This is a genomic window from Bradyrhizobium sp. 956_D2_N1_4, from assembly GCF_052076025.1.
GTDB lineage: Bacteria > Pseudomonadota > Alphaproteobacteria > Rhizobiales > Xanthobacteraceae > Bradyrhizobium > Bradyrhizobium barranii.
In genome coordinates this window covers 4,479,815-4,504,238 of the sequence record NZ_CP197237.1, presented here as the reverse complement: position 1 = coordinate 4,504,238, position 24,424 = coordinate 4,479,815, and the positions used below count along the sequence as shown (strand labels likewise).

At 64.6% G+C, this 24,424-nt stretch carries 19 protein-coding genes and 1 riboswitch; of the genes, 8 read left to right on the top strand and 11 right to left on the bottom strand.

The features are described from left to right. Positions 1 to 1,589: 1,589 nt before the first annotated feature. Positions 1,590 to 1,787: a hypothetical protein gene (locus AB7535_RS21425; RefSeq protein WP_063982347.1), complete on the bottom strand. Its 198-nt coding sequence runs from the start codon at positions 1,785 to 1,787 to the stop codon at positions 1,590 to 1,592. Positions 1,788 to 2,079: 292 nt separating this feature from the next. On the opposite strand from AB7535_RS21425, the gene AB7535_RS21420 reads away from it, so the two are divergent. From AB7535_RS21420 to AB7535_RS21410, 3 genes are all read left to right on the top strand, one after another. Next, on the top strand, positions 2,080 to 2,253 hold the full coding sequence (locus tag AB7535_RS21420) for a hypothetical protein (RefSeq protein ID WP_166091088.1): 174 nt from the start codon (positions 2,080 to 2,082) through the stop codon (positions 2,251 to 2,253). A 631-nt stretch (positions 2,254 to 2,884) separates the two neighbouring features. Then, a complete protein-coding gene (recA, locus tag AB7535_RS21415; RefSeq protein WP_085404279.1) occupies positions 2,885 to 3,973 on the top strand; it encodes a recombinase RecA in 1,089 nt (362 codons plus the stop codon). A gap of 94 nt (positions 3,974 to 4,067) precedes the next feature. Then, positions 4,068 to 5,000 (top strand): hypothetical protein, encoded by a 933-nt coding sequence (locus tag AB7535_RS21410; protein ID WP_245344238.1) that lies wholly within the window; start codon positions 4,068 to 4,070, stop codon positions 4,998 to 5,000. Between the two features lie 208 nt (positions 5,001 to 5,208). Here AB7535_RS21410 and gcvP read toward each other — a convergent pair whose 3' ends face one another. The 3 genes from gcvP to gcvT all read right to left on the bottom strand — a co-directional run bounded on the left by gcvP (position 5,209) and on the right by gcvT (position 9,784). Continuing rightward, positions 5,209 to 8,076, bottom strand: a complete 2,868-nt coding sequence (gcvP, locus tag AB7535_RS21405; protein ID WP_085404371.1) for an aminomethyl-transferring glycine dehydrogenase — start codon at positions 8,074 to 8,076, stop codon at positions 5,209 to 5,211. A 180-nt stretch (positions 8,077 to 8,256) separates the two neighbouring features. Next, positions 8,257 to 8,625 carry a glycine cleavage system protein GcvH gene (gene gcvH / locus AB7535_RS21400; protein ID WP_085404280.1) on the bottom strand — a complete coding sequence of 123 codons (369 nt, stop codon included), beginning with the start codon at positions 8,623 to 8,625 and terminating at the stop codon, positions 8,257 to 8,259. 10 nt (positions 8,626 to 8,635) lie between these two features. Beyond that, positions 8,636 to 9,784 carry a glycine cleavage system aminomethyltransferase GcvT gene (gene gcvT / locus AB7535_RS21395; protein WP_085404281.1) on the bottom strand — a complete coding sequence of 383 codons (1,149 nt, stop codon included), beginning with the start codon at positions 9,782 to 9,784 and terminating at the stop codon, positions 8,636 to 8,638. 162 nt (positions 9,785 to 9,946) lie between these two features. Beyond that, positions 9,947 to 10,035, bottom strand: a riboswitch (glycine riboswitch). A 233-nt stretch (positions 10,036 to 10,268) separates the two neighbouring features. Between gcvT and alaS the strand changes: the two genes are divergently transcribed. Then, complete coding sequence (gene alaS / locus AB7535_RS21390) at positions 10,269 to 12,947, top strand: alanine--tRNA ligase (protein ID WP_085404372.1); 2,679 nt, start codon at positions 10,269 to 10,271, stop codon at positions 12,945 to 12,947. 6 nt (positions 12,948 to 12,953) lie between these two features. After that, a complete protein-coding gene (locus AB7535_RS21385; protein WP_085404282.1) occupies positions 12,954 to 14,180 on the top strand; it encodes a cyclic nucleotide-gated ion channel in 1,227 nt (408 codons plus the stop codon). A gap of 4 nt (positions 14,181 to 14,184) precedes the next feature. On the opposite strand, the gene AB7535_RS21380 is transcribed toward AB7535_RS21385, so the two are convergent. After that, positions 14,185 to 14,691 (bottom strand): DUF3455 domain-containing protein, encoded by a 507-nt coding sequence (locus AB7535_RS21380; protein ID WP_085404283.1) that lies wholly within the window; start codon positions 14,689 to 14,691, stop codon positions 14,185 to 14,187. Between the two features lie 98 nt (positions 14,692 to 14,789). Continuing rightward, positions 14,790 to 16,001, bottom strand: a complete 1,212-nt coding sequence (locus AB7535_RS21375) for an NADP-dependent isocitrate dehydrogenase (RefSeq protein WP_071912356.1) — start codon at positions 15,999 to 16,001, stop codon at positions 14,790 to 14,792. A gap of 337 nt (positions 16,002 to 16,338) precedes the next feature. Here AB7535_RS21375 and AB7535_RS21370 point away from each other — a divergent pair, with 337 nt between their 5' ends. After that, complete coding sequence (locus tag AB7535_RS21370; RefSeq protein ID WP_085404285.1) at positions 16,339 to 17,538, top strand: TrmJ/YjtD family RNA methyltransferase; 1,200 nt, start codon at positions 16,339 to 16,341, stop codon at positions 17,536 to 17,538. Positions 17,539 to 17,672: 134 nt separating this feature from the next. On the opposite strand, the gene AB7535_RS21365 is transcribed toward AB7535_RS21370, so the two are convergent. The 4 genes from AB7535_RS21365 to mddA all read right to left on the bottom strand — a co-directional run bounded on the left by AB7535_RS21365 (position 17,673) and on the right by mddA (position 21,700). Then, positions 17,673 to 18,881, bottom strand: coding sequence for a GGDEF domain-containing protein (locus AB7535_RS21365; protein WP_085404286.1), 1,209 nt, complete (start codon positions 18,879 to 18,881; stop codon positions 17,673 to 17,675). A 312-nt stretch (positions 18,882 to 19,193) separates the two neighbouring features. Beyond that, positions 19,194 to 19,943: a hypothetical protein gene (locus tag AB7535_RS21360; RefSeq protein WP_085404287.1), complete on the bottom strand. Its 750-nt coding sequence runs from the start codon at positions 19,941 to 19,943 to the stop codon at positions 19,194 to 19,196. A 33-nt stretch (positions 19,944 to 19,976) separates the two neighbouring features. Then, positions 19,977 to 20,954, bottom strand: coding sequence for an NADPH:quinone oxidoreductase family protein (locus tag AB7535_RS21355; RefSeq protein WP_439036810.1), 978 nt, complete (start codon positions 20,952 to 20,954; stop codon positions 19,977 to 19,979). Next, a complete protein-coding gene (mddA, locus tag AB7535_RS21350; protein WP_085404289.1) occupies positions 20,951 to 21,700 on the bottom strand; it encodes a methanethiol S-methyltransferase in 750 nt (249 codons plus the stop codon). Before mddA ends, AB7535_RS21355 begins: the two co-directional genes overlap by 4 nt. 148 nt (positions 21,701 to 21,848) lie before the next feature. Between mddA and AB7535_RS21345 the strand changes: the two genes are divergently transcribed. Beyond that, positions 21,849 to 23,417, top strand: coding sequence for an alpha/beta fold hydrolase (locus AB7535_RS21345; protein WP_085404290.1), 1,569 nt, complete (start codon positions 21,849 to 21,851; stop codon positions 23,415 to 23,417). A gap of 89 nt (positions 23,418 to 23,506) precedes the next feature. Further along, a complete protein-coding gene (gene cynS / locus AB7535_RS21340; protein ID WP_014494123.1) occupies positions 23,507 to 23,995 on the top strand; it encodes a cyanase in 489 nt (162 codons plus the stop codon). A 66-nt stretch (positions 23,996 to 24,061) separates the two neighbouring features. Here cynS and AB7535_RS21335 read toward each other — a convergent pair whose 3' ends face one another. Continuing rightward, positions 24,062 to 24,385 (bottom strand): DUF1476 domain-containing protein, encoded by a 324-nt coding sequence (locus AB7535_RS21335; RefSeq protein WP_014494124.1) that lies wholly within the window; start codon positions 24,383 to 24,385, stop codon positions 24,062 to 24,064. Positions 24,386 to 24,424 lie beyond the last annotated feature (39 nt).

The window sequence follows — 24,424 nt, the reverse complement described above, 5'->3', positions numbered from 1 at the left end:
TGCAGTGTCAGCCTGACGGGCTTTCCTCAGCATATCATCCTTCAGAACGCCTGGCGAAAGCTCTGCCGCCCGGGTACGGATATCGTCAGCGAAGACCCGCAGCCTGTCCTGAAGAGATACGGATTGTCTGATGCGTTGCCGTCTTTGCAAGGCGCTGCTCCCTGTTCGAGGGGGCGGGAGCGCTGTGATGGAGCGTTCTCGTCACCGATGGTAGCCACGATCCGGGCGGTGATGGTGAAAGTGTGCGCTCGGATCAGGGGATTAGCGAGTCCTCAATTTGTCCCGCCATTCGGAACTTTTACGAATTAGGACACTGACGAATTCAACTTGGGACACAACGGCTCAAATGCGGACAGCACGCTCCGCCGCAACTAAGCGCCATGTTATTGAGCTGGGCGTGTCGCCAAAGCAGAAAGAACGGGCGCGGCATGGATCCGGCGGCCAGCATCTTCAAGATGATCTATCGGGATCAACCAGTCGGTACGGAGGGGCTTCCTTGGCGGAAGGAAGACTTCACGAAACGAAAGAGGCCGCCAACCGAGGCGGCCTCACGAGACCCGGCCCATCGCCAACGCGCGCATTGTACGATGGACCGTTCCGGGTGGATGGCGCGAGAGTGTCGCGCCACAGACCGGAATCTCAATCCCTTGGTTCGAGTCGTTCCCGTCAGGCCGCCTACTGAGGCGGCCTTGCTTCATCCGCCTACAAAGCGGGTTTGCGTGACCGGAAATACGAAGCCGATTCCGGTCACGGCGAGGAAGGTGCAAAAATACCGGATGCGATACATGCCGAACCAACCCGGGCGTGCCGCCATGGTTCAGGAGGTCGGCGAGCTCTCCGCCCATCTGGTGGTCTAGGCCGAGGTTGGACGGAGAGCCGCGCGCCGGACCCCCGTCGCATGACAATGCTAGGAACGTGCCATGACAGTCGTGTGAAACTGTCGGCGCCGCTCAGTGGAGATCAGGCCACAAATGAAATGAAAACGCCGCCCGCTTGAAATGAAGCGCAGGCGGCGGCGTTCCAGCCCCGAGAGGGATTAGCAAAATCCCGGATATTGATCAGTCCGAATGGATGACGAGAAGGTTCAACGGCACAACGCGACCAAGCTCAAATGGATGCGTGGCGGCGCTGCGTCGAACTGGGCATTGAAATCCCCCAGGCCAATAGATACGGGCAGGAGACGAGATCGTTTCACACGCGCAGAGGCGGATTAGGGCACTTCTTTTCCGTGGTTCTATGAATGGCGAGCTTGCGCGTTTTTCCCGGAGGGATTGTCGGCTGACAGCGTGGCTGACTTGGAAGGCTACATCGAAATCCTTTTGCGAAAGCTTCGCCGGGAAGCTGGCAAAGAAGCCGCCAACTGAGGCGGCCTTAACCGGTCTTCCGTTCGAGCATCGCCATTTCAACTTGGTCGGCCAGGACTGTGAGATGACTTGCGAGGCGGTCGAATAGTTCGCGCTTAGCGGCGTCGGTCGCGGATGAGAGCGCACTCCGCCGCGTCCTTCCGCAGCTTCTCAAGTTGAACCAGATGATCTTGCATGGCCCGCTGGCCCGCTGTTTCGAGAACCAGCGGAGTCAACGCGACGGGCTTACTTCGGCGGCTGCAAGCCGGATGATTTCAACCATTCCTCAATGCGGGCGGCGACATCGGATTCGTGGGCCTTCTTCAAAAGAGCCTCTTGCTCTGGGGCCGCCTGCAATTGTTCTGCCTTTTCTCGCGCTAGTCTGGCTTCCTTGATGAGCCGCTCTCCAAGCACTCTATCCGGTTTGAATCGGAAGCGCTTCATGACTTCCTCCTGTCACAAAGTTCGCTCTGCTTAAAACTTTCAAGGGGCACAGAAGTTCTACGGAACTCTACACCTCATGTTCGCTTAGCGGAACACATTCGTTTGCGGTCCGTTCTTCAAATCCAAATCGGGCCACCGCGAAAATCAAACTAGGCCACCGCGCTCGGAAACCAGGCCAGCATCCGGGTACTGCCGAAATAGGCCACTCGGGATTGCAAAGTAGGCCACTGGTAGGAACTAAGGGATTGCCCGCCCTGTTGCATGTTGTTCCTCCCTCTAAAGGAACAGCCTTATGGCCGACGACAACAATAAAAATCCAAATGAGAAGCAGCCCGGCGAGAATCCGGACGGCAAGTACCATTTCAATCCTGGGAACATGGCCGGGAAGAAGCCCGGGGATCCGGAGCAGACTGCCGAAAACCGTGGCGAGCAGCCGCACGAGGACAAAGAAAAACCCGCCGGTTAGATGCCGGCCACTCGCAGATGCGAAGTAGGGCCACTATAGGACCGCACCGGACGGCGGCTTTATGGCCGGCCACTCACCGAAGAAAAATGGGAATGGATTGTTTATCCCAGGATCGGGCAAGGAGATCGCTTCGCAGGAATGGCTCCCACTAGAGCGGCCTCAAAGGGAGCGCGGGCCTACATCGATGAGAAGCTGGATGGAAAAGAGGCCGCCAACTGAGGCGGCCTCAAATCATCAGGATCAGCCAGACGATTAGGCCAGCGTTCACGGTGCCTACGGTGACAATACCTGTCTGAATAAGTCGCTCGGTCATGGTGTCACCCCCCGATTGAGAGGGAACCCTGCGCTCAATCGGAACGAGCGTCTATGCAGATTGTGCCAGACCCGGGAAATTTCGGTAATATATGACGGCGTGTTCCGCCCGTGAATACACCTTATGGTTGGCCCAGAACAAAACAGGCCACGTGTCATTTCAAACCAGGGCAATGTCGCCGGAAACAGGCCAGTACCAAAATCCGCGAAAGAACATATTGCGAACTTGGAACAAATAGGGTACATTACTTTTATCGCCGGCCCGCCCCGCCAATCGTTTGTCCCTCTAGCGAATCCTCGCCATAAGGAGCACGACCCAATGTCCAACACTGCCCTGCGTATCGTCGAAGGATCTTCCATGGACAAGAGTAAAGCTCTGGCCGCCGCGCTCTCCCAGATCGAGCGCCAGTTCGGCAAGGGCTCGGTGATGAAGCTCGGCAAGAACGACCGGTCGATGGATGTCGAGGCGGTGTCCTCGGGTTCCCTCGGGCTCGACATTGCGCTCGGGATCGGTGGTCTGCCGAAGGGGCGCGTCGTGGAAATCTACGGGCCGGAATCCTCGGGCAAGACCACGCTGGCGCTGCACACGGTGGCGGAAGCGCAGAAGAAGGGCGGAATCTGCGCCTTCATCGACGCCGAGCACGCGCTCGACCCGGTCTATGCGCGCAAGCTGGGCGTCAACATCGACGAGCTCCTGATTTCGCAGCCGGACACGGGCGAGCAGGCGCTGGAAATCTGCGACACGCTGGTGCGCTCGGGTGCGGTAGACGTGCTGGTGGTCGATTCGGTCGCGGCTCTGGTGCCGAAGGCCGAGCTCGAGGGCGAGATGGGCGACGCGCTGCCGGGTCTCCAGGCCCGTCTGATGAGCCAGGCGCTGCGCAAGCTGACGGCCTCCATCAACAAATCCAACACCATGGTGATCTTCATCAACCAGATCCGCATGAAGATCGGTGTGATGTACGGCTCGCCGGAAACCACGACCGGCGGCAACGCGCTGAAATTCTATGCCTCCGTCCGTCTCGACATCCGCCGCATCGGCGCGATCAAGGAGCGGGACGAAGTGGTTGGCAACACGACGCGCGTCAAGGTGGTGAAGAACAAGCTGGCGCCGCCCTTCAAGCAGGTCGAATTCGACATCATGTACGGCGAGGGCGTCTCCAAGATGGGCGAGATCCTCGATCTCGGCGTCAAGGCCGGCATCGTCGAAAAGTCCGGCGCCTGGTTCTCCTATGACAGCCAGCGCCTCGGCCAGGGCCGCGAGAACTCGAAAGCGTTTTTGAAAGCCAACCCCGACATCACCGCCAAGATCGAGACCTCGATCCGCCAGAACTCCGGCCTGATCGCCGAGCAGATTCTCGCCGGTGCACCGGAGCGTGACGCCGACGGCGAGGAGCCGGCGGACGAGTAAGGCCTAACGCGAAGAACTTTCGCGAGGAGCGGGCGCTGAGGACGTTGAGTTGCCGACGTCGTCAGTGCCCGTTTCGTTTTGTGGGGCGTTCGCGATGAAACGCGTGATCCTGACCAGTTCGTCCGGCGTCGGTCTTGCCCATGCGGATCGCGCCGACATGGTCGTGCCGTTCATCTTTCGCTTCGTTTCGGGGCCACTGCCTACCTCGCATCACCTCGAGCAATACCTGACGGGAGGCTATGTCAGAGGCGATCCGGAGGTGCGTTGGTCCGATCTTGTTGGCCGGTTGCCTCAGACCGGTCTCGCGCACAAAGAGACAGGCCTGATTTGGTTTTGCGAGACCTATGGCGTCGATCTCATCGAGCTGTGGTTCGACCCTGAGCCCAATAGTCAGTTGCAACTGATCTGGATCCTCGATTATTTGCGGTCCCATCCATCGATCACCGATCGTCTGAGATTGCGACGTGTCAATTTCGATCTGCGCGGAGCGGACGGCACAGAGCTTCGCGATCGTATGGTGCGGGAATTGGAGGTCGCGGACTGCGACTTCGAGATCGCCAACATGGCCTGGGAAGCCTACCGGGCGCCAACGCCGGAGCTCTGTTTCGGATTGCTCGGCAGGGATTTCCCCAGGCTGCCCTTCCTGAAGCCTGCGATGGAACAATTGCTGGCAGAACTGCCATCACCAATCACCGGACTAGGTACGACGGAAGCGCGGCTTCTCGACCTGATTGCGCGGGGGCACAACCGTACCAAGGAGCTGTTTCAACCGGACGGTCCGCTGCAAACGCGCGTGTTCGATCAATGGGAATTGGGCCCGCTGCTCGAAGGGCTTGGGTCCGGCCCAATGCCGGTGATCACGGGTCTCGATCCGAAACTCGCGACGCTGGCCCCGCGCGAGGCCGCAACGCCGCCTTTCGCCGAAGCCGGCTATCGCTCACCGAATTTGGGGAAGCGGTCCTTGAAGGCCGGGAGGATTTCCGCCGTCAAACCCCGATCAGACGCTGGTGGGGCGGAACGCTTCTGACCAACGAACGGCTGTGGCGTTGGGACCGACAGAACCGTTCGCTCGTTGCACCCTTGATACGCGTTCGGGGACGTAGGGTGGGCAAAGGCGCGCAAGCGCCGTGCCCACCATATTCCAACGCGCATAAAGGTGGTGGGCACGCTTCCGCCTTCGCTCTTCGAGCTACGGCGGACAAGTCGCTTTGCCCACCCTACGAAGCTACGATCCCTTACTCCGCCGCTTCCGCGTAATCGCTCACCGGCGGGCACGAGCACACCAGGTTGCGGTCGCCATAGACGTTGTCGACGCGACCGACCGGGCACCAGTATTTGTCGGTGCGCGAGACGCCGTCGGGAAAGCAGCCCTCGGCGCGGGTGTAGGCGCGATTCCAATCGTCGTCCGCGATGTCGTGCACGGTGTGCGGGGCGTGACGCAAAGGCGAAGCCTCGATCTTGAAGCGGCCGGCCTCGACCTCGGCGATCTCCTTCCGGATCGCGATCATGGCGTCGCAGAACCGGTCCAGCTCCGCCTTCGATTCCGACTCGGTCGGCTCGATCATCAGCGTCCCCGGCACCGGAAAACTCATGGTCGGGGCATGGAAGCCGTAATCGATCAGGCGTTTTGCGATGTCGTCCACGGTGACGCCCGACGTCGTCTTCAGCGCGCGCGGGTCGACGATGCACTCATGTGCGACGCGGCCCTTCGCGTTCTTGTAGAGCACCGGGAAGTGCGCATCGAGGCGCGCGGCAATGTAGTTGGCGTTGAGGATCGCGATCTCGGTGGCGCGCTTCAGGCCGTCACCGCCCATCATCAGAATGTAGATGTAGGAGATGGTCAGGATCGACGCCGAGCCGAACGGCGCGGCCGAGACCGGGCCGACCGGTGCTTCGGCTTGCGTCGCCGGATGACCGGGCAGGAACGGCGCGAGATGCGCCTTCACGCCGATCGGGCCCATACCGGGGCCGCCGCCGCCATGCGGGATGCAGAAAGTCTTGTGCAGGTTGAGATGGCTGACGTCGGCGCCGTAATCGCCGGGCCGCGACAGGCCGACCTGCGCGTTGAGGTTGGCGCCGTCCAGATAGACCTGGCCGCCATGGCCGTGCACGATGTCGCAGATCTCGCGGATGTGCTCCTCGAACACGCCATGTGTCGAGGGATAGGTGATCATGACCGCGGCGAGATCGGCCGAATGCTTCTCGGCCTTGGCGCGGAGATCGTTGACGTCGACGTCGCCGTTCTTTTCGCAGGCGACCACCACCACGTCCATGCCGACCATCGCGGCCGAAGCCGGGTTGGTGCCGTGGGCGGAGGAGGGGATCAGGCAGATTTTTCGGTGCGTCTCGCCGCGCGCGGCATGATAGCCGCGGATCGCGAGCAGCCCGGCATACTCTCCTTGCGCGCCCGAATTCGGCTGCAGCGAGATCGCGTCATAGCCGGTGATATCGCACAGCCATTTTTCCAGCCGCGCGAACAGTGCGTGGTAACCCTTGGCCTGCTCGCGCGGGGCGAACGGGTGCAGGCTGCCGAACTCCGGCCAGGTCAGCGGCATCATCTCGGTCGTCGCGTTCAGCTTCATCGTGCAGGAGCCGAGCGGGATCATGGCGCGGTCGAGCGCGAGGTCGCGATCGCTGAGCTTGCGCATGTAGCGCAGCATCTCGGTTTCCGAGCGATGCGCGTGGAACACGGGATGGGTGAGGAAGGCGGTGGTGCGCTTGAGCGACTCCGGCAGCGCCTCGCGCGTGGTGGCGTCGATCTCGGCATAGGTGAGCGTGCCGCCGAATGCGCGCCAGACCGCTTCGACGGTTGCCGGCGTTGTGGTCTCGTCGAGCGCGATGCGCAACGCCGTCTCACCGACGCTCAGGTTGATCTTCTCGGCAGCCGCGCGCGCGACGATCTCGGCGCGCTTGGCACCGGCGTCCACGCTGAGCGTGTCGAAGAAGCTATCCGACTGCGGCGCAAAGCCGAGCTTGCGCAAGCCCGCTGCGAGCACGGCGGCGCGGCGATGCACGTTGCGCGCGATCTGCGAGAGACCCTCGGGGCCGTGATAGACCGCGTACATCGAGGCGATCACGGCGAGCAGCACCTGCGCGGTGCAGATGTTGGAGGTCGCCTTCTCGCGGCGGATGTGCTGCTCGCGGGTCTGCAGCGCGAGGCGATAGGCCGGCATCCCGCGCGAGTCCACGGAGAGGCCGACGATGCGGCCGGGCAGCGAGCGCTTCAGTGCATCGCGCACCGCCATATAGGCCGCGTGCGGCCCGCCATAACCCATCGGCACACCGAAGCGCTGCGCCGAGCCGATCGCGATGTCGGCGCCCAACTCGCCGGGCGAGGCGAGCAGCGTCAGTGCCAAGAGATCGGCGGCAACGATCGCGAGCGCGCCCTTGGCCTTCAACGTCGCGATCGCGGGCCTGAGGTCGCGCACGGCGCCCGAGGAGCCCGGATATTGCAGCAGCGCGCCGACCACGTCGGCCTTGTCGAGATCGGCGAGGGGATCACCGACGATCAGGGTCCAGCCCAGCGGCTCGGCGCGGGTGCGCATCACCGCCAGCGTCTGCGGATGCACGTCCTTGTCGACGAAGAAGGCTTTTGCTTCGACCCGCGAGTGGCGCTCGGCGAGCGCCATGGCTTCGGCCGCGGCGGTCGCCTCGTCGAGCAGCGAGGCGTTGGCGACGTCGAGCCCGGTGAGGTCGCAGATCATGGTCTGGAAGTTGAGCAGCGCCTCCAGCCGGCCCTGGCTGATCTCGGGCTGGTAGGGCGTGTAGGCCGTGTACCAGGCCGGGTTCTCCAAAATGTTGCGCTGGATCACCGCGGGCAAAACCGTGCCGGAATAGCCCTGGCCGATCAGCGAGGTGAAGACCTGGTTCTCTCGCGCGAGCTCGGCCATGTGCGCGATCGCCTCGGTCTCGCTCAAGGGCTTGCCGAGGTCGAGCGGGGCGGTCTGCCGGATCGAGGCCGGCAGCGTCTCCGCCATCAGGGCGTCCACGCTCTTGGCGCCGACGGCCTCCAGCATTGCGGTGACGTCGCGCGCCGACGGGCCGATGTGGCGGCGAACGAAGGTGGCGGCGGTGTCGCCATTGGATTTGCGGTGCGCGGTCATCATGGGTCCTCGCTTTAGATTTCGCTGTCGCCGTCATGCCCCGCGAAGGCGGGGCATCCAGTAAACGCAGGCGTCACGGCTTGAGCCGAGAAGCCGCGGCGTACTGGATCACCCGCCCCAGTGCGCAGTGCGCACAAGGCGGGTGATGACACCGAATATGAGGTCAGAGTTCGCTTCATCTCACGCCGTATGTGCCTTGTAGGCGGCCTCATCCATGAGGCCGCCGAGCTCGCTCTTGTCGGCAATTCTGATCTTGAAGAACCACGCCTTGCCTTGCGCGTCCGAGTTCACCAGCGCCGGCTCGGCGGCGAGCGCGTCGTTGGTCTCGAGCACTTCGCCCGTAACAGGCGCGTAGACGTCGGAGGCGGCCTTCACCGACTCCACGACGGCGGCGGCTTCGGCCTTCTTCAGCGCACGGCCGGCTTTGGGCAGCTCGACGAACACGACGTCGCCGAGCTGGGACTGCGCGTAGTCGGTGATGCCGACGGTGGCGACGTCGCCGTCGATGGCCAGCCATTCGTGGTCGGAGGTGTACAGCGTCGTGGTCATTGTCTTGTCCTCAGCGTTTGTAGGTGTTTTTCACGAAAGGCATGGCGGCGACCGTGAGCGGCAGCCGCTGGCCGCGCACCTCGGCGAACAGTTTTGTATCGAGCGCGCTCGATGCCGTGGGCACGTAGCCCATCGCGACCGGCGCATTCAGGCTCGGGCCGAAGCCGCCCGAGGTGACCTTTCCGATCGGCTCGCCGCCGGCGTCATCCGCAAACAGCAGCGCGCCCTCGCGCACCGGCGCGCGGCCTTCCGTACGCAGGCCGACGCGGCGGCGGCTTGCGCCGTTATCGAAATGAGCGAGGATCGCATCAGTGCCGGGAAAGCCGCCGGTGCGCGCGCCGCCGCTGCGGCGACTCTTCTGCACCGACCATTCCAGCGCGGCCTCGACCGGCGTGGTGGCGGTGTCGATGTCGTGGCCGTAGAGGCAGAGCCCGGCTTCCAGCCGCAGGCTGTCGCGGGCCCCTAAGCCGATCGGCATCACATCGGGATTGTCCAGCAGCGTTTTGGCGAGGCGCTCGGCATCGGCCGCGGGGACCGAAATCTCGAACCCGTCCTCGCCGGTGTAGCCGGAGCGCGAGACGAAGCAGTCGAGGCCGGCGACCTTGTGCGGGCCGGCATCCATGAACTTCATGGCGGGCGCCTCTGCACACAATTTCGCCAGCACCGCTTCCGCCTTCGGGCCCTGCAGCGCGATCAGGGCGCGGTCTTGAAGCGAATCGATGATGCAGTCGTCCGAGAGATGCGCGCGCAGATGCGCCTCGTCCGCTTCCTTGCAGGCGGCGTTGACGACCAGGAACAGGTGATCGCCGAAATTGGCGACCATCAGATCGTCGAGAATGCCGCCGTCCGGATTGGTGAACTGGGCATAGCGCTGCCGTCCCGGGGCGATCGCCACGATATCCTGCGGCACCAGCCGTTCCAGCGCGCGGGCGGCGTCCTCGACCTTGCCCGACTTCGGCCGGAGCGCGAGCTGGCCCATATGGGAGACGTCGAACAGGCCGGCGGAGGAACGGGTATGGAGGTGCTCTTTCAGGACGCCCGCGGGGTACTGAACGGGCATGTCATAGCCCGCGAACGGCACCATCTTGCCGCCGAGGGAGACATGAAGCCCGTGAAGGGGCGTACGTTTGAGGGAATCTTGGTCGTGGCGCGCAAGCATTACGGGGCCCTCGGCGGTTCCCCGGGGACGATTCCCCGATGGACACCAGTCGAAGCCCCATCTGTCGCTGTGCCTGAGAGTATTATCCCGTCGGCGGACGCAGTCCGGGCCAACCCTTATGAAAAGGTATTTGCCCGTCGGCGCCTCTTTCCAGATGTCGTCAAAGCCACGCGGTCCTTTTGCCTGAGAGTTTCCGGGGCGGTTGCTCCTTCGGCGCCGGCACCAAAGCCGGTCTCTCCCGACGTGGCCGTACGATACAGATGGGTACAGACCACAGGCCGGCCAAGCCTGTCAACGCGCACCTGGCGGCTTTCAACGGGATTGCAAACGGGATTGCGCGCCTGCGGCAACTCACTGATCTCCTTGCACAGTTTCTGGACAGCGCAGCTGGCCTTGTCTAAAAGCGCTTTGACCCGCAGATATCAGCCCAAATGCCCGGTTTGGATGGCGTATCGCGGGTCCAAGCACACCCGATTGGATGAACATGAGCGGCGTCAACGAGATCAGGTCGACCTTTCTGAACTTCTTTGCCGAGAACGGCCACGAGATCGTGTCGTCCTCGCCATTGGTGCCGCGCAACGATCCCACGCTGATGTTCACCAATGCCGGCATGGTGCAGTTCAAGAACGTCTTCACCGGCGTCGAGAAGCGGCCCTATCAGCGCGCCACCACGTCGCAGAAATGCGTGCGCGCCGGCGGCAAGCACAACGACCTCGACAATGTCGGCTACACCGCGCGCCATCTCACCTTCTTCGAGATGCTCGGCAATTTCTCGTTCGGCGACTATTTCAAGGAGCGCGCGATCGAGCTGGCCTGGACCCTGATCACGCGGGAGTTCGGGCTCAAGAAGGACAAGCTGCTCGTCACCGTCTACCACACCGACGACGAGGCGGCCGGGCTGTGGAAGAAGATCGCGGGCTTCTCCGACGACCGCATCATCCGCATCCCGACCTCGGACAATTTCTGGGCGATGGGCGACACCGGGCCGTGCGGCCCGTGCTCGGAGATCTTCATCGACCGCGGCGACCACATCTGGGGCGGACCTCCGGGCTCGCCGGAAGAGGATGGCGATCGCTTCCTCGAATTCTGGAATCTCGTGTTCATGCAATACGAGCAGGTGACGAAGGAGGAGCGCGTGGATCTGCCGCGTCCCTCGATCGACACCGGCATGGGGCTGGAGCGCATGGCCAGCATCATGCAGGGCGTCGACAGCGTGTTCGAGACCGATCTGTTCCGCCATCTGATCGATGCGACGTCGTCGGCGCTCGGCGCCGGGCCGAACGAGCAGACCGTGGCCTCGTTCCGCGTCATTGCCGACCATTTGCGTTCCTCGGCCTTCCTGGTCGCGGATGGCGTGCTGCCCTCCAACGAGGGCCGCGGCTATGTGCTGCGCCGGATCATGCGCCGCGCGATGCGCCATGCGCAGCTGCTGGGTGCCAAAGAGCCGCTGATGCATCGCCTGGTCTGGGCGCTGGTCCGCGAGATGGGCCAGGCCTATCCCGACCTGATGCGCGCGGAGAATCTGATCGAGGAAACGCTGCGGCTGGAAGAGACCCGCTTCCGCAAGACGCTGGTGCGCGGCCTTGCCATCCTCGACGAGAAGAGCGCGTCCCTGAAGAAGGGCGACATGTTTGACGGCGACGTCGCCTTCACGCTGTACGACACCTACGGTTTCCCGCTCGACCTGACCCAGGACGCACTGAAATCGCGCGGCATCGGCGTCGACCAGGCCTCCTTCACCGACGCGATGGAGCGCCAGAAGGCCAAGGCGCGCGAGTCCTGGAAGGGTTCGGGCGAGGCGGCTTCCGAAGCGATCTGGTTCCCGCTGCGCGAGAAGCTCGGGGCCACCGAATTCCTCGGCTATGAGACCGAGAGTGCCGAAGGCGTGGTCTCCGCGCTGGTGAAGGACGGCCAGGAAACCGCGAGCCTCAAGGCCGGCGAGACCGGCGCGATCGTGCTCAACCAGACGCCGTTCTACGCGGAATCAGGCGGTCAGGTCGGCGACACCGGCGTGCTCAGCGGCGAGGGCGGCATCAAGTTCCGCGTCACCGACACGCAGAAGAAGCTCGGCGATCTCTTCGTTCACGTCGGCACCGTGGAGAGCGGCGAGCTGAAGCTCGGCACCGCGCTGCAGCTCGAGGTCGATCACGGCAGGCGTTCCTCGATCCGCGCGCACCATTCGGCAACGCATCTCATCCACGAGGCGCTGCGCCAGGTGCTCGGCGACCACATCGCCCAGCGCGGCTCGATGGTCGCGCCGGATCGTTTGCGTTTCGACTTCGTGCATCCGAAGCCGATCACGGCGGAAGAGCTTGCCCGCGTCGAGGACATCGCCAACGACGTGGTGCTGGAGAACGACGAAGTCACGACACGCGTGATGGGAGTCGATGAAGCGCGCGAGGCCGGCGCGCGCGCGCTGTTCGGCGAAAAGTATGGCGACGAGGTCCGCGTCGTCTCGATGGGCCGGACCGCGCGGGAGCGCGGCACCAACGCGCTCGGCTGGTCCGTCGAGCTCTGCGGCGGCACCCATGTGAAGCGCACCGGCGACATCGGCCTGATCACGCTGACCGGCGAGAGCGCGGTCGCCTCCGGCGTGCGCCGCATCGAGGCGCTGACCGGCAACTACGCGCGCAGGCACGCCAACGAGACCATGGCGCTGGCGAAGACCGCGGCCAACGAGCTGCGCACCTCGATCGACGACGTCCCGGCGCGCATCACAGCCCTGATGGAGGAGCGCAAGAAGCTCGAGCGCGAGCTCTCCGACGCCCGCAAGAAGCTCGCGATGGGCGGCGGTACATCCGTCGGGAACGGCGCAGCCGCAGGCGTGCGCGAGGTCGGCGACGTCAAGCTGATGGCGCGCGCGGTCGAGGGCATCGAGATGAAGGATCTCAAGAGCCTTGCGGACGACGGCAAGAAGCAGATCGGCTCCGGCGTGGTCGCCATCGTCGGCGTCACCGAGGACGGCAAGGCCGGGATCGTGGTCGGCGTCACCGCCGATCTCACCGCGCGCTTCAATGCCGTGAACCTGGTGCGCGTCGCCTCCGAGGCGCTCGGCGGCAAGGGCGGCGGCGGCCGGCCCGACATGGCGCAGGCTGGCGGTCCCGATGGCGCCAAGGCGCCCGAGGCGCTCGCGGCGATCGAAAAAGCGATGGCAGGCGCGTAAACGGCCATGCGCCTCGTTCCGCGAGGACGTGGCTCGGCCGATCCCAACCTAAGGGATCGCCTGTACGAATTGCTGGAGCACGATCCGCTCGCCTACTCGATCGGGTCGCGCTTCATCCAGGTGATCATCAGCGTCATCGTGCTCGACGTGGTCGCGATGATCCTCGCCTCGGTGCCGGAGCTCGACGCGCGGTTCGACACGCTGTTCAGCGCGGTCGCCGTCCTCGCCGTCATCGTGTTCGCGCTCGAATATCTGGCGCGGCTGTGGACCGTGGCGGGGCACACCCAGCGCAACGGCTCCGCGCTGTCCGACCGGCTCTCTTATGCCTTCTCCGCGCTCGGTATCATCGACCTCATGGCGTTCCTGCCGGCCGCGATCGTGCTGGCCACCGGCCGGCACGCGACGCTGGCTGGGCTCGGCGTGCTGCCGTTCTTCAAGCTGATCCGTTATTCGCCGGCGATGCGCTCGCTGCTCGCGGCCATCCATGCCGAGCGGCGTGCGCTGATCGGCTGCATCGTCATCCTGATCGGCGTGGTACTGACCTTCGCCTCGCTGCTCTACGCCATCGAGCGTGATGTGCAGCCCAGCAAGCTCGGCACCATTCCGGACGCGATGTGGTGGGCAATCGTGACGCTCGGCACCGTCGGCTATGGCGACGTCGTGCCGGTGACGCCGCTCGGCAAATTCGTCTCGGTGTTTGCGATCATCTCAGGTTTTGCCATGATCGCGCTGCCGGTCGCGATCATCTCGACCGCCTTTGCCGAGGAGGTGAGGCGGCGCGACTTCGTGGTGACCTGGGGCATGCTGGCGCGGGTGCCGTTGTTCTCGCATCTTTCGGCCGCGGAGATCGCCGACATCATGCGGCTGCTCCGCGCCCGCACCATCGAGCAGGGCGAGATATTGGTGCGCCGTGGCGATACCGCCTCGTCGATGTATTTCATCACTGCCGGCGAGGTCGAGATCACGCTGCCGAGCCAGCAGGTGCGGCTCGCCGACGGCACGTTCTTTGGCGAGATCGCGCTGCTGCACAAGACCAAACGCAGCGGTACGGTGACGGCGACGCGCAAGACGCGGCTGCTCGTGCTCGACGCCCAGGATTTTCACGCGCTGATCGAGCGCATGCCGACGCTCGCCGCCCACGTCCACCAGACCGCGAAGGCACGGCTCGAGGAGACCGGCGATCTTGCGGCGGCAGAATTGGCGCAGGCGGAGCGCGACGACACCGCCTCCTAAGCGGTCAGCCCTTCTTCAGGAAAATGTAGTCGGCCGAGTAGGGCGCGCTTTTGAATTCGCCGGCCTTGTCGCAAGAACCCTCGAGCTTGCCGCCGTGGGTGTTGATGCGCTGGACGGTGGTGACGGGCGTCAGCACGCCGCTGCCGCGGCGGGAGGCGACCTCCAGCTTGAGCCAGGGGATATCGGCGGCGGTTGCGCCCGGCGCGTTGCCGATGGCCTTGCCGGCCACGGCGCTGCCGTCGGCGAGTTCCCAGTTCGGGCCGGCATAGTGGCGGCCGACGGTCTTGCCCTCGGCGAGCAGCGTCGCCACCGGCTCGCGGAAGGCCCAGGCAAGCTTGCCGTCGGCGGCTGCCTTGCAGTCATAGACCTGCGCGCCTTCGGCATGGACGCTGAGCACGACGGTCTCGCCGGGGGCGGCGATGGCGTCGGGGAGCGGCTCCGCGGCGGCGGCCGGCCCGGCCAGGGCGGCCAGCAGCATCAGGCAGGGGACAGCGAACTTGACGATGGACATGGGTGGCCTCCGCGCAACGGTGTCAAAATGAATGGGCCGCGCCCAAGCGCGGCCCATAATGATGTCTAACCCCGATCAGGCAAAAATAATGCGCGGGCTTACGCCAACGCTTTCGTGAGGTTCTCTGCGACCTTGTCGAGGAAGCCGGTGGTCGAGAGCCAGCGCTGGTCGGCGCCGACCAGGAGCGCGAGGTCCTTGGTCATGTAGCCTTCCTCGACGGTGTCGACGCAGACCTTCTCCAACGTGCTCGCGAACTTGGCAAGCTCGGCATTGTTGTCGAGCTTGGCGCGATGCGACAGGCCGCGGGTCCAGGCGAAAATCGACGCGATCGAGTTGGTCGAGGTCTCCTTGCCCTTCTGGTGCTCGCGGTAATGGCGGGTCACCGTGCCGTGAGCGGCTTCGGCTTCCACGGTCTTGCCGTCGGGGGTGAGCAGCACCGAGGTCATCAGGCCGAGCGAGCCGTAGCCCTGCGCGACCGTATCGGACTGCACGTCGCCGTCGTAGTTCTTACAGGCCCAGACATAGCCGCCGGACCACTTCAGGGCCGAAGCCACCATGTCGTCGATCAGGCGGTGCTCGTAGGTCAGGCCCTTGGCCTCGAATTCCTTTTTGAACTCGCGGTCGTAGATGTCCTGGAAGATATCCTTGAAGCGGCCGTCATAGACCTTGAGGATGGTGTTCTTGGTCGAGAGGTAGACCGGGTAGTTGCGCAGCAGGCCGTAGTTCAGCGAGGCGCGTGCGAAGTCGATGATGGAGTCGTCGAGATTGTACATCTGCATCGCGACGCCGGACCCCGGGGTCTTGAACACTTCCTTCTCGATGACGGTGCCGTCCTCGCCGACGAACTTCATCGTCAGCGTGCCCTTGCCGGGGAACTTGATGTCGGTGGCGCGATACTGGTCGCCATAGGCGTGGCGGCCGATGATGATCGGCTTGGTCCAGCCGGGAACCAGGCGCGGCACATTCTTGCAGATGATCGGCTCGCGGAAGATCACGCCGCCGAGGATGTTGCGGATGGTGCCGTTCGGCGACTTCCACATCTGCTTGAGGTTGAACTCCTTCACCCGGGCCTCGTCCGGGGTGATAGTGGCGCACTTGACGCCGACGCCGACCTTCTTGATGGCTTCGGCGGCGTCGATGGTGACCTGATCGTTGGTCTCGTCGCGGTACTCCATGCCCAGGTCGAAATACAGCAGCTCGACATCAAGGTACGGGTTGATCAGCTTGTCCTTGATGTACTGCCAGATGATCCGGGTCATCTCGTCGCCATCGAGTTCGACGACGGGGTTGGACACCTTGATTTTTGCCATGATCGGGGAAGCCTCTTAGGAACGGCGCTTTGGCGCGCCACGGGAATATCCGCCGCCTCTTAGCACCGGACTGCAGCGGGCGAAAGCCAAGGGATTATGCACTTTTAGCTCATCCAGCTTGCCCAGATGGGGGGCGGGGCGGGCCCTGCCGCGGGGGCGAGCCTCAGGCTTCAGAAGAGATTCAAAAGTCGAATCCAACCCGTTATTTCCCTTGAGAATTTCGTCAGGACAGGCAAACGACAGGCGAACGGGCAGCCGGCCCCTTGGGCCGGCTTTGAATCAATTCCTGAAGAGCGCCTTGCCAAGGCCTTGAGAACCAGTGTGAAAGCGAAGCGAGATGTCGGGGACTGACAAGAGCAAGGCGGGCCTTTCCCTCGACGGTCCCATCGTGATCCTGGTCGAGCCGCAGCTTGGCGAAAACATCGGCATGGCCGCGCGCGCCATGGGCAATTTTGCGCTCAGCCGATTGCGCATCGTCAATCCTCGCGACGGCTGGCCCAATATCGCCGCGCAGCGCGCCGCGGCCGGCGCCGACTATATTCTGGAAAAGGTCGAATTGTTCGACACGGTCGGCGAGGCGGTCGCCGACCTCGATCTGCTGTTCGCCACCACCGCGCGTCCCCATGACCAGGCCAAGCCGGTGGTGGGGCCCGAGGCAGCCGCGGCCGAGATCTCGGGTCACGTCGCGACCGGGGGCAAGGCCGGCATCCTGTTCGGCCGCGAGCGCTGGGGGCTGACCAACGAGGAGGTTGGGCTCTCGAATCGCATCATCACCTTCCCGGTCAATCCGGGCTTTGCCTCGCTCAACCTCGCCCAGGCCGTGCTGCTGGTTGGCTATGAATGGTTCAAGCGGGCAACGTCAGGCGAGCTGCCGCACAGCATGCCCGAGCGGTCCGAGCGCGCCTCGCAGCACCAGATGCAGGCCTTCTTCGACAACCTCATCCGCGAGCTCGACCGGGTCGAATTCCTGCGCCCGGCCGAGAAGCGCGACACCATGCTGGTCAACCTGCGCAACATCTTCAGCCGGATGGAGCCGACCAAGCAGGACATGCACACCCTGCATGGTGTGGTGATGGCGATCGCGGAAGGGCGCAAGGGCCCGGCCAAGGGCGGCGTGCTCGACGGCGAGCAGGCCACGCGCCTGCGCGCGTTGCTGGCCGAGCACGGCCAGGGCGGCGGCGTACCCGACAGCGGATCGACCGTGCGCGGCCTCGCCCGCCTGCTCCGCCGCAACCCGACCGATGCCGAGCGCCTGCTCTGGCAGGCCCTGACCCGCGACCGCCGCTTCGCAGGAGGGTTCAAGCGCCAGACCCCGGTCGGCCGGCACATTCCCGATTTCGTCTCGTTCCCGCACCGGATCGCGATCGAGCTGGTCAACCCGGGCGAGGGCGAGACCATCGCGGCTGATCGTGCGGGTCGGCGGACGTGGCTGGAGGCGCGCGACTATCGCGTGCTGGAGATCCGGGCAGCGGACGTCGAGCGCGATCTCGAGGCGGAGCTGGTGCGGTTGCAGGGGATGATCGAGCAGAGCGCGTAGGCCGGAGCTCTCGTAGGGTGGGCAAAGGCGCGTAGCGCCGTGCCCAACATTTTGCCTTCGAGCGCGATGGTAGGCCCGCTTCGCTTTGCCCACCCTACGAGATCGCGCTTGTGGGGTGCGTTAGTCGTACTGCGTCAGGCGGCGCTTGCGACCGGGGCTTTTGGGCCGCTCTGCTGCAGCCGACGTAACGCCGCGAGGTTGGTCTCGACCGAGGCGAGGCAGCAACGCGATTTACCGCCTGACTTCGCCTCGTAAAGTGCTGCATCGGCGACCGCGAGCAATTCCTCGACTTCGGCGCCATGATCCGGCGACATCGCAATGCCGACGCTGGCGCCGACACCGGCGCGCACCTCGCCGCCGAGCTCATAGGAGACGGCAACCTCGCTGATGAGGCGGTATCCCGCCTCCTGGGCCATTTCGGCCGTGACGCCGTCGACGAGCACGACGAACTCGTCGCCACCCATCCGGGCGACCACCGCGCCGTCCGGCAGCGCCCGGCGCACGCGCCCGGCCACCGCTTTCAGCACCTCGTCGCCCGCCGCATGTCCGAACGTGTCGTTGACCGGTTTGAAGTCGTCGAGATCGAAGAACATCACAGCGAACCGTCGTTCGGCGTGGGCTCCAAGTCTGGCGCTGAGTGCCTCGACGAAGCCCGCGCGATTGAGCAGCCCCGTGAGTGCATCATGATGTGCGCGATGGCTGTTCTCGCGTTCGGCGCGCATGGTGGTGATCAGCATCCGATTGAGGCGGAAGGCGGCGGCCGTCATCGCGGCCAGATACATCGGCACCTGGAGGTAGACGATGTAGAACAGCGGCTCGCCGGCGAACGCAGCGCCGGGGATGATGGGACCGAGGCTCAGCAGGATCATGGTCCCGGCCAGCCGCGGCGCGCCGAAATTGCGGAAGCAGATGCCGCCAACCATCGCCGCCGCCGAGAGCGAGGCCAGCATGGCGACGACCCAGTCCCCGCTGGCCAGGCTGGCAACGACGCCAAATCCAACGCTGGCGCTCCAGGCGACCGCGAGCAGGAGATGAAGGTCGGTCGGCGTCGGGCAGTGGGCACGCGCCCTGCGATGCGCGCTGACGAGCACGGCGAGGCGGGCCAGGCAGATCGCGATCTCCATGACCAGCCAGACAATGAATGGTGCAGTCTGCTTGCGGCCAGCGATCACGGCGGCGACGGCAATGGTGTTGACGGCGCCGGCAGCAAAAACCGGCAGCGATCCATAGAGCTGGACAATGAGCGCGGCGCGGATGTCGTCGGGAACACCTAGCCCCGGCTCGGCGAGCCAGCGTGTCAGGCGCCAGCGTGGCGCACTGTAGAGTCCCTCGTCCGATTGCATTGCAGAGCGTCCCCGTATTCCGGGCGCCAACAACGATGACCGCTCCTAACAAGCCTTTTAAGACAGCCATCGATTGCCGGGCGTGCTTGACGCAAGGTAAACCGTCGCAAGCGCGGCCGCGGGCGTGCAGGAGAATGCGGATTGGTGCAGGCCGAAGGTGCGGCGACGGATGTGTTGCGTGATTAGAGGTAGGTAGGGCAAAGCGACTTGTCCGCCGTAGCTCGAAGAGCGCAGGCGGAAGCATGCCCACCATGTCGCTCAACGGAGCTGAGACAGAAGTGGTGGGCACGGCGCTGTGCGCCTTTGCCCACCCTACGAAGTACGCCCGAGCTGCACCTCGCGCTCCACCGCAATCCATGTCGTCCTCGCCACGGCCAGCAGTCCCCCGGCTTCATCGTGGAGCGCGGCCTCGGCCATGCGCTTGCGGCCGTCGCGGCCGGTTGGCCAAGCCGTGATGACGCAGCGGTCTCCGGGGCGCGGCCGGGCTTCGATCCGTGCCGACATCCGGCCCAGCAGCAGTGGCGTCTTGTCGAAGGTCGCGCTCTGCTGATCGCAATTGCAGGCAAAGCCGGTGGGACAATCGAGCGCCGACCAGAGAAATTCTGACGCAACCAGGCCGTCCTCGGCGGCCAGATTCGAGTCCGGCGTCCAACTCGCCGCGAGAACGGCGTTGTGACGTCCGAGCGGGCCGGCGAAGATGCGCAGGCCGTCGCCTTTCGCTCTTGCGGGACCGCAGACGAAACAGTTCGGCAGCGGATGCTCGTGCGGCTTGAACAGCGCCAGCAATTCGGCTGCGCGTGCTTCCTGCAAACGGGCTGTCTCAAGGCGCGCAAGCTCGACGCTGGCCACCCGCGCGGTCGCGACGACCTTGGCGCCGTCACGAAGCTCCCATGTGCCGTCGGCGGTCGCGGCCGCATCGAGCGATTTGTCTAGAGGAGGCGGCGCGCGCAGCGTCACCTCGGCGCCGCCGGAAATGTGGCGGGCCAGCCGGCCGCAGACATAGCCGCCGTTCCCGGAGTTCGGAGGACCGCAAAAGCGCTTGTCGATGATGATCTCGGTCATCGGTTCTGTCCTCTCTTCCTCGTCGGGCGCAGTCTACCTGATCTTGAGGACAATTCGTCCCAGAACCGCGCGATTGGCGACGGCGCGCATGGCGTCGCCGGCCTCCTCCAAAGGGAGGACGCGATCGATGTGCGGGCGGATCTTTCCGTCGGCCAGCAATTGCATCAGCGTGTCATTCATGCGCGCGGCCTCCGCGGAGAATTTCTCCGCCCAGGCGCCGACAAAGACGCCGATGATGGCGTAATTTTTGAGGAGAGGAAGGTTCATCGGGATCTGTGGAATCTCGCCGCCGGTGAAGCCGATCGGCATCAGCCGTCCGTCCCATCTCATCAGCCGGGCCATCTGTTCGAAGATCGTGCCGCCGACGTTGTCGAGACCGACATCGATGCCTTCTCCCGATGTGATCGACTTGATCCGGTCGCGCAGATCTTCGCTGCGATAGTTGACGACATCGCCGGCCCCGTAACGCCGCACCAGGGCGGCCTTGTCGTCGGAGCCGATGCCGGCGACGACGCGCAGGCCGAGATGGCGGCCGAGGTCGACGGCGGCAAGGCCAACCCCGCCGGCTGCGCCGGTGACGAACAGCGTTTCCCCGCGTTGCGCCCGTGCCCGCTCGACCAGCGCATAATAGGCCGTGCCGTAATTGTGCAGCACTGTTGCCCCGGCTTCGAACGCGACGCCATCAGGCAGCCGCACGCTCTTCGATTCCTTCGCGATCATCCGTTTGGCGTAGCCGCCGGTCCAGGCACTGCAGGCCACGCGATCGCCGGGGGCAAATGTCGTGACCTTGTCGCCGACCGCGACGACGACGCCGGATGCTTCGGTGCCGGGCACGAAGGGTGTCGCTGGCCGCATCTGGTAGAGGCCCGAGACCAGCAACTGGTCCATGAAGCTCACGGATGCCGCGTGGACGTCGATGAGAATCTCGTCGCCGGCAGGCCGCGGCGTAGCGATCTCACCGAGGCGCAGATCCGCAGGGCCAGTGAATGACTTGCACAGAACCGCTTTCATCGGGGCGCTCCGAAAATGCGCGGCAACAGCATCGGAACCCGCCGGCGATAGTCCTGATAGGTCGCGCCGAACTCGGCGATCAGGTCCCGCTCCTCGAACTGCAGGGCGACCAGGATGTAGGCCGTGTTGGCGATCGCGAACAGCAGATGGCCGGCGGTCATCTCGGGCGTCGCCCAGAACGCGAGCAGAAAGCCCAGCATGAGCGGATGCCGCACGATCTTGTAGAGCAGCGGCGCCCGGAAGGATTGACCTGATATCTCGGCTCCGCGCAACGCGACGAGAGCCTGGCGCAGGCCGAACAGATCGAAATGATCGATCATATAGGTCGAGGCGAACGCGATCAGCCAGCCGAGCCAATGCACGCCGGTCAGGAGCCACGCCGTAATGCCGCTGGCCTGCCAGATCGGCGTCGGGATCGGACGCCACTGCCAGAACAGCAGCACGAGGACCAGGCTGGAGAGCAGCACATAGGTGCTGCGCTGGCAGGCCACTGGAAGAAATTTGGCCGACCAGCGTTTGAAGGCCGGGCGCGCCATGACGCTGTGCTGGATGGCAAACAGGCTCATCAGCAGCAGGTTGACGACGATAGCCTCACCCAAATTCGCAGGCGCGCCGACGTCGATCGACGTGTCGATTGACTTGGGCACGACATAATTGCCGACGAAACCGAGCGCGTAGAGGAATGAAGCCGTGAAGACGGCGTAGCTCACGATGGCGTAGAGCAGGATTGCGAGGCGCGCGAACATGGTTTTTCCTATTGTGCCGATGGCGGCGGTGCCGCATTCAGGAGCCTGAACCGCTCGCTGGCGAGCGGGCTCGATCTGGCCTGACCGCTATCGCTGGACCGTCCCCTGCGCGTCCCCCGGGGGCGCCGACCGGGGAGGGAGGATCTCCATGACGGCCTTTTCGCTTGTCACGTTCGGGTTCCCCGAGGTCCATGCCGACGACCGCCCGATCAAGCTGGCCTTACGCAAGGGGCTAGCGCTGCTGGTCTATCTCGCGGAAGCCAAAGGCCCCGTCGCGCGCGACGTCATTGCCACGCTGCTATGGCCCGAGACTTCCCGCGAGACCAGCCTCGCGCGATTGCGGCGTCTGCTTCACCGCGTCGAGCTCACGCTCGGCCAGGCGGTTTTCGAGACCGACCGCACGAGCTTGCGTTGGTCTCCGGAGGTCGAGCTGAAGATCGACTCGCATCGGTTCGAGCGCGCCTGCGACCGCGGCGACTTTGAAGAGGCCTGCCGGATTTATCGCGGCGACTTCCTGGCGGGCTTTTCTCCGGACGACTGTCCTGAGTTCGACGATTGGGCGTTCTTTCGCCGCGAGGCGCTGCGGGGGCGGCTCGTGCAGGCGCTCGAGCGTCTGGTGCAGGACAGGAATGCCGCGGGCGATCATCTCGCCGCGACACTGCATGCGGGCCGTCTGGTCGAGCTCGATCCGCTCAGCGAGGTGTATGGCCGGCACCTGATCCGCAGCCTGCTGCTGGCGGGCGACCGAAGCGCGGCGGAACGGCATCACGCCGCACTAGCGCAGCGGCTTCGGGACGAGCTTGGGGTCGCGCCGGAAGCCGAGACCGAGGCGCTCATGAGCCGCGCGGCCGCGCCGCTGCGCGATGCTCTTCCAGCGACACGCTACGTGAAGGGCGCCGGCGTGCATCTGGCGTATCAGACCTACGGAAGTGGTCCGCTCGACATCCTGGTTATGCCCGGCTTCGTCTCGCATGTGGAGCGCGCCTGGGAGAACCCTGCGAGCCGGACGTTTCTGGCTTCATTGATGAGGCTTGGGCGGCTGATCGTTTTCGATCGCCGCGGCATCGGCCTGTCCGACCGGGTCGGATCGGCCCCCGGCATCGACGTCACCGCGGAAGACATCGGCACGGTGCTGCGGGCGGCGGACTCGCGCCGCGTCGTGTTGTTTGGCGCATCCGAATGCGGGCCGGCCTGCATCAAATTTGCGGTCGAGGAATCCCGCCATGTGGCCGGGCTCATTCTGTTCGGCGCACTGGCCAAGGGCTGCTGGTCGGAGGACTATCCGCACGCGCTGCGCGCCAGCCAGTATGACGCCTGGAGCAAGCACCTGATTGCGCAATGGGGCGGTCCGGTCGGGATCGAAGCCTTCGCGCCGAGCCTGGCCAATGATCCGCAGGCGCGCGCCTGGTGGGCGGGGCTGTTGCGCGCGGCGTCCAGTCCCGGCGGAATCTCCGCCGTGCTCGAGGCATTTCGCGATGCCGATGTGCGACACCTTCTGGCGCGGATTGCGGTGCCGACGCTGGTGCTGCATCGTCGGGACGACAAGGCCGTGCGGATCGCGGCCGGGCGCGACATCGCGAGCCGGATCATCGGTGCAGAATTCGTCGAGCTCGACGGCAATGACCATTGGTTCTTTGCCGGCGATCAGCAGCCGGTGCTCGAGGCGATCAAGCGGTTCACGGAGGCTTTACCGCGTGAGGGGAGGTCGAGGCGGTGACGCCTCAAGCCTCATTTATTGGCACGTTTCGTGCCTCCCAAAGCGGCACAAACGACGTGACACGATGCCTGGCCAAGGGAGACCCTGACATGAAACGCGAAGACCTCACCGAAAAGCTGCTCGACATCAAGCGCGAGAACGGCTGGAGCTGGAAACACATCTGCGACAAGGTCGGCGGCTATTCCGAGGTGCTGATCGTCGGTGCGATTCTCGGCCAGATGAAGCTGACGAAACCGCAGGCCGCCAATGCCGGCGAGCTGTTCGGCCTGTCGAAGGCCGAGACCGCGATGCTCAACGAGGTGCCGATGCGCGGCACCGGCACGCCGATGCCGCCGACCGATCCCCTGATCTATCGCTTCTACGAGATGGTGATGGTCAACGGTCCGGCGTGGAAGGCGCTGATCGAGGAGGAATTCGGCGACGGCATCATGTCGGCGATCGACTTCGACATGGCCATGGAGCGCGTTGCCAACCCGAAGGGCGACCGCGTCAAGATCACCATGAGCGGCAAGTTTCTGCCGTACAAATATTACGGCGCCAGCGGCAATGTGCCGGAATACGGCTTCAAGGAGGGGTGAGGGACGCGAATGGCGAATGGCGAGTAGCGAATGGGGTTCATTCGCTACTCGCCGCTCCCTATTCGGCTATTTCCCCGCCTTCACCTCGGCCGCGGCCACAGCGATCAATTCGCTCATCTTGGCGCGAATCGCCTGTTCGGTGATGGCGACGTTCTTGGCGGCGAAATCGGCCATGACCTTGCGCAGGACGTCGGCATCGCCGGCCTCCTCGAAATCGGCCGCGACCACTTCCTTGGCGTAGGCGGTGGCGGCCTCGCCGGTGATGCCGAGCTTCTCGGCGGCCCAAAGGCCGAGCAGCCGGTTGCGGCGGGCTTCCGCCTTGAATTTCTGCTCCTCGTCGAGGGCGAACTTCTTCTCGAAGCCTTCCTCGCGCTTGTCCAAACTGCTCATGCCTTTTTCCAATTCCCTGCTGACTGGATCCGGTGGCCG

Excerpts from the sequence above, each read along its gene's own strand:
- AB7535_RS21425 (WP_063982347.1), bottom strand. The coding sequence starts at position 1,787 with ATGAAGCGCTTCCGATTCAAACCGGATAGAGTGCTTGGAGAGCGGCTC.
- AB7535_RS21420 (WP_166091088.1), top strand. The coding sequence starts at position 2,080 with ATGGCCGACGACAACAATAAAAATCCAAATGAGAAGCAGCCCGGCGAG.
- recA (WP_085404279.1), top strand. The coding sequence starts at position 2,885 with ATGTCCAACACTGCCCTGCGTATCGTCGAAGGATCTTCCATGGACAAG.
- AB7535_RS21410 (WP_245344238.1), top strand. The coding sequence starts at position 4,068 with ATGAAACGCGTGATCCTGACCAGTTCGTCCGGCGTCGGTCTTGCCCAT.
- gcvP (WP_085404371.1), bottom strand. The coding sequence starts at position 8,076 with ATGACCGCGCACCGCAAATCCAATGGCGACACCGCCGCCACCTTCGTT.
- gcvH (WP_085404280.1), bottom strand. The coding sequence starts at position 8,625 with ATGACCACGACGCTGTACACCTCCGACCACGAATGGCTGGCCATCGAC.
- gcvT (WP_085404281.1), bottom strand. The coding sequence starts at position 9,784 with ATGCTTGCGCGCCACGACCAAGATTCCCTCAAACGTACGCCCCTTCAC.
- alaS (WP_085404372.1), top strand. The coding sequence starts at position 10,269 with ATGAGCGGCGTCAACGAGATCAGGTCGACCTTTCTGAACTTCTTTGCC.
- AB7535_RS21385 (WP_085404282.1), top strand. The coding sequence starts at position 12,954 with ATGCGCCTCGTTCCGCGAGGACGTGGCTCGGCCGATCCCAACCTAAGG.
- AB7535_RS21380 (WP_085404283.1), bottom strand. The coding sequence starts at position 14,691 with ATGTCCATCGTCAAGTTCGCTGTCCCCTGCCTGATGCTGCTGGCCGCC.
- AB7535_RS21375 (WP_071912356.1), bottom strand. The coding sequence starts at position 16,001 with ATGGCAAAAATCAAGGTGTCCAACCCCGTCGTCGAACTCGATGGCGAC.
- AB7535_RS21370 (WP_085404285.1), top strand. The coding sequence starts at position 16,339 with ATGTCGGGGACTGACAAGAGCAAGGCGGGCCTTTCCCTCGACGGTCCC.
- AB7535_RS21365 (WP_085404286.1), bottom strand. The coding sequence starts at position 18,881 with ATGCAATCGGACGAGGGACTCTACAGTGCGCCACGCTGGCGCCTGACA.
- AB7535_RS21360 (WP_085404287.1), bottom strand. The coding sequence starts at position 19,943 with ATGACCGAGATCATCATCGACAAGCGCTTTTGCGGTCCTCCGAACTCC.
- AB7535_RS21355 (WP_439036810.1), bottom strand. The coding sequence starts at position 20,954 with ATGAAAGCGGTTCTGTGCAAGTCATTCACTGGCCCTGCGGATCTGCGC.
- mddA (WP_085404289.1), bottom strand. The coding sequence starts at position 21,700 with ATGTTCGCGCGCCTCGCAATCCTGCTCTACGCCATCGTGAGCTACGCC.
- AB7535_RS21345 (WP_085404290.1), top strand. The coding sequence starts at position 21,849 with ATGACGGCCTTTTCGCTTGTCACGTTCGGGTTCCCCGAGGTCCATGCC.
- cynS (WP_014494123.1), top strand. The coding sequence starts at position 23,507 with ATGAAACGCGAAGACCTCACCGAAAAGCTGCTCGACATCAAGCGCGAG.
- AB7535_RS21335 (WP_014494124.1), bottom strand. The coding sequence starts at position 24,385 with ATGAGCAGTTTGGACAAGCGCGAGGAAGGCTTCGAGAAGAAGTTCGCC.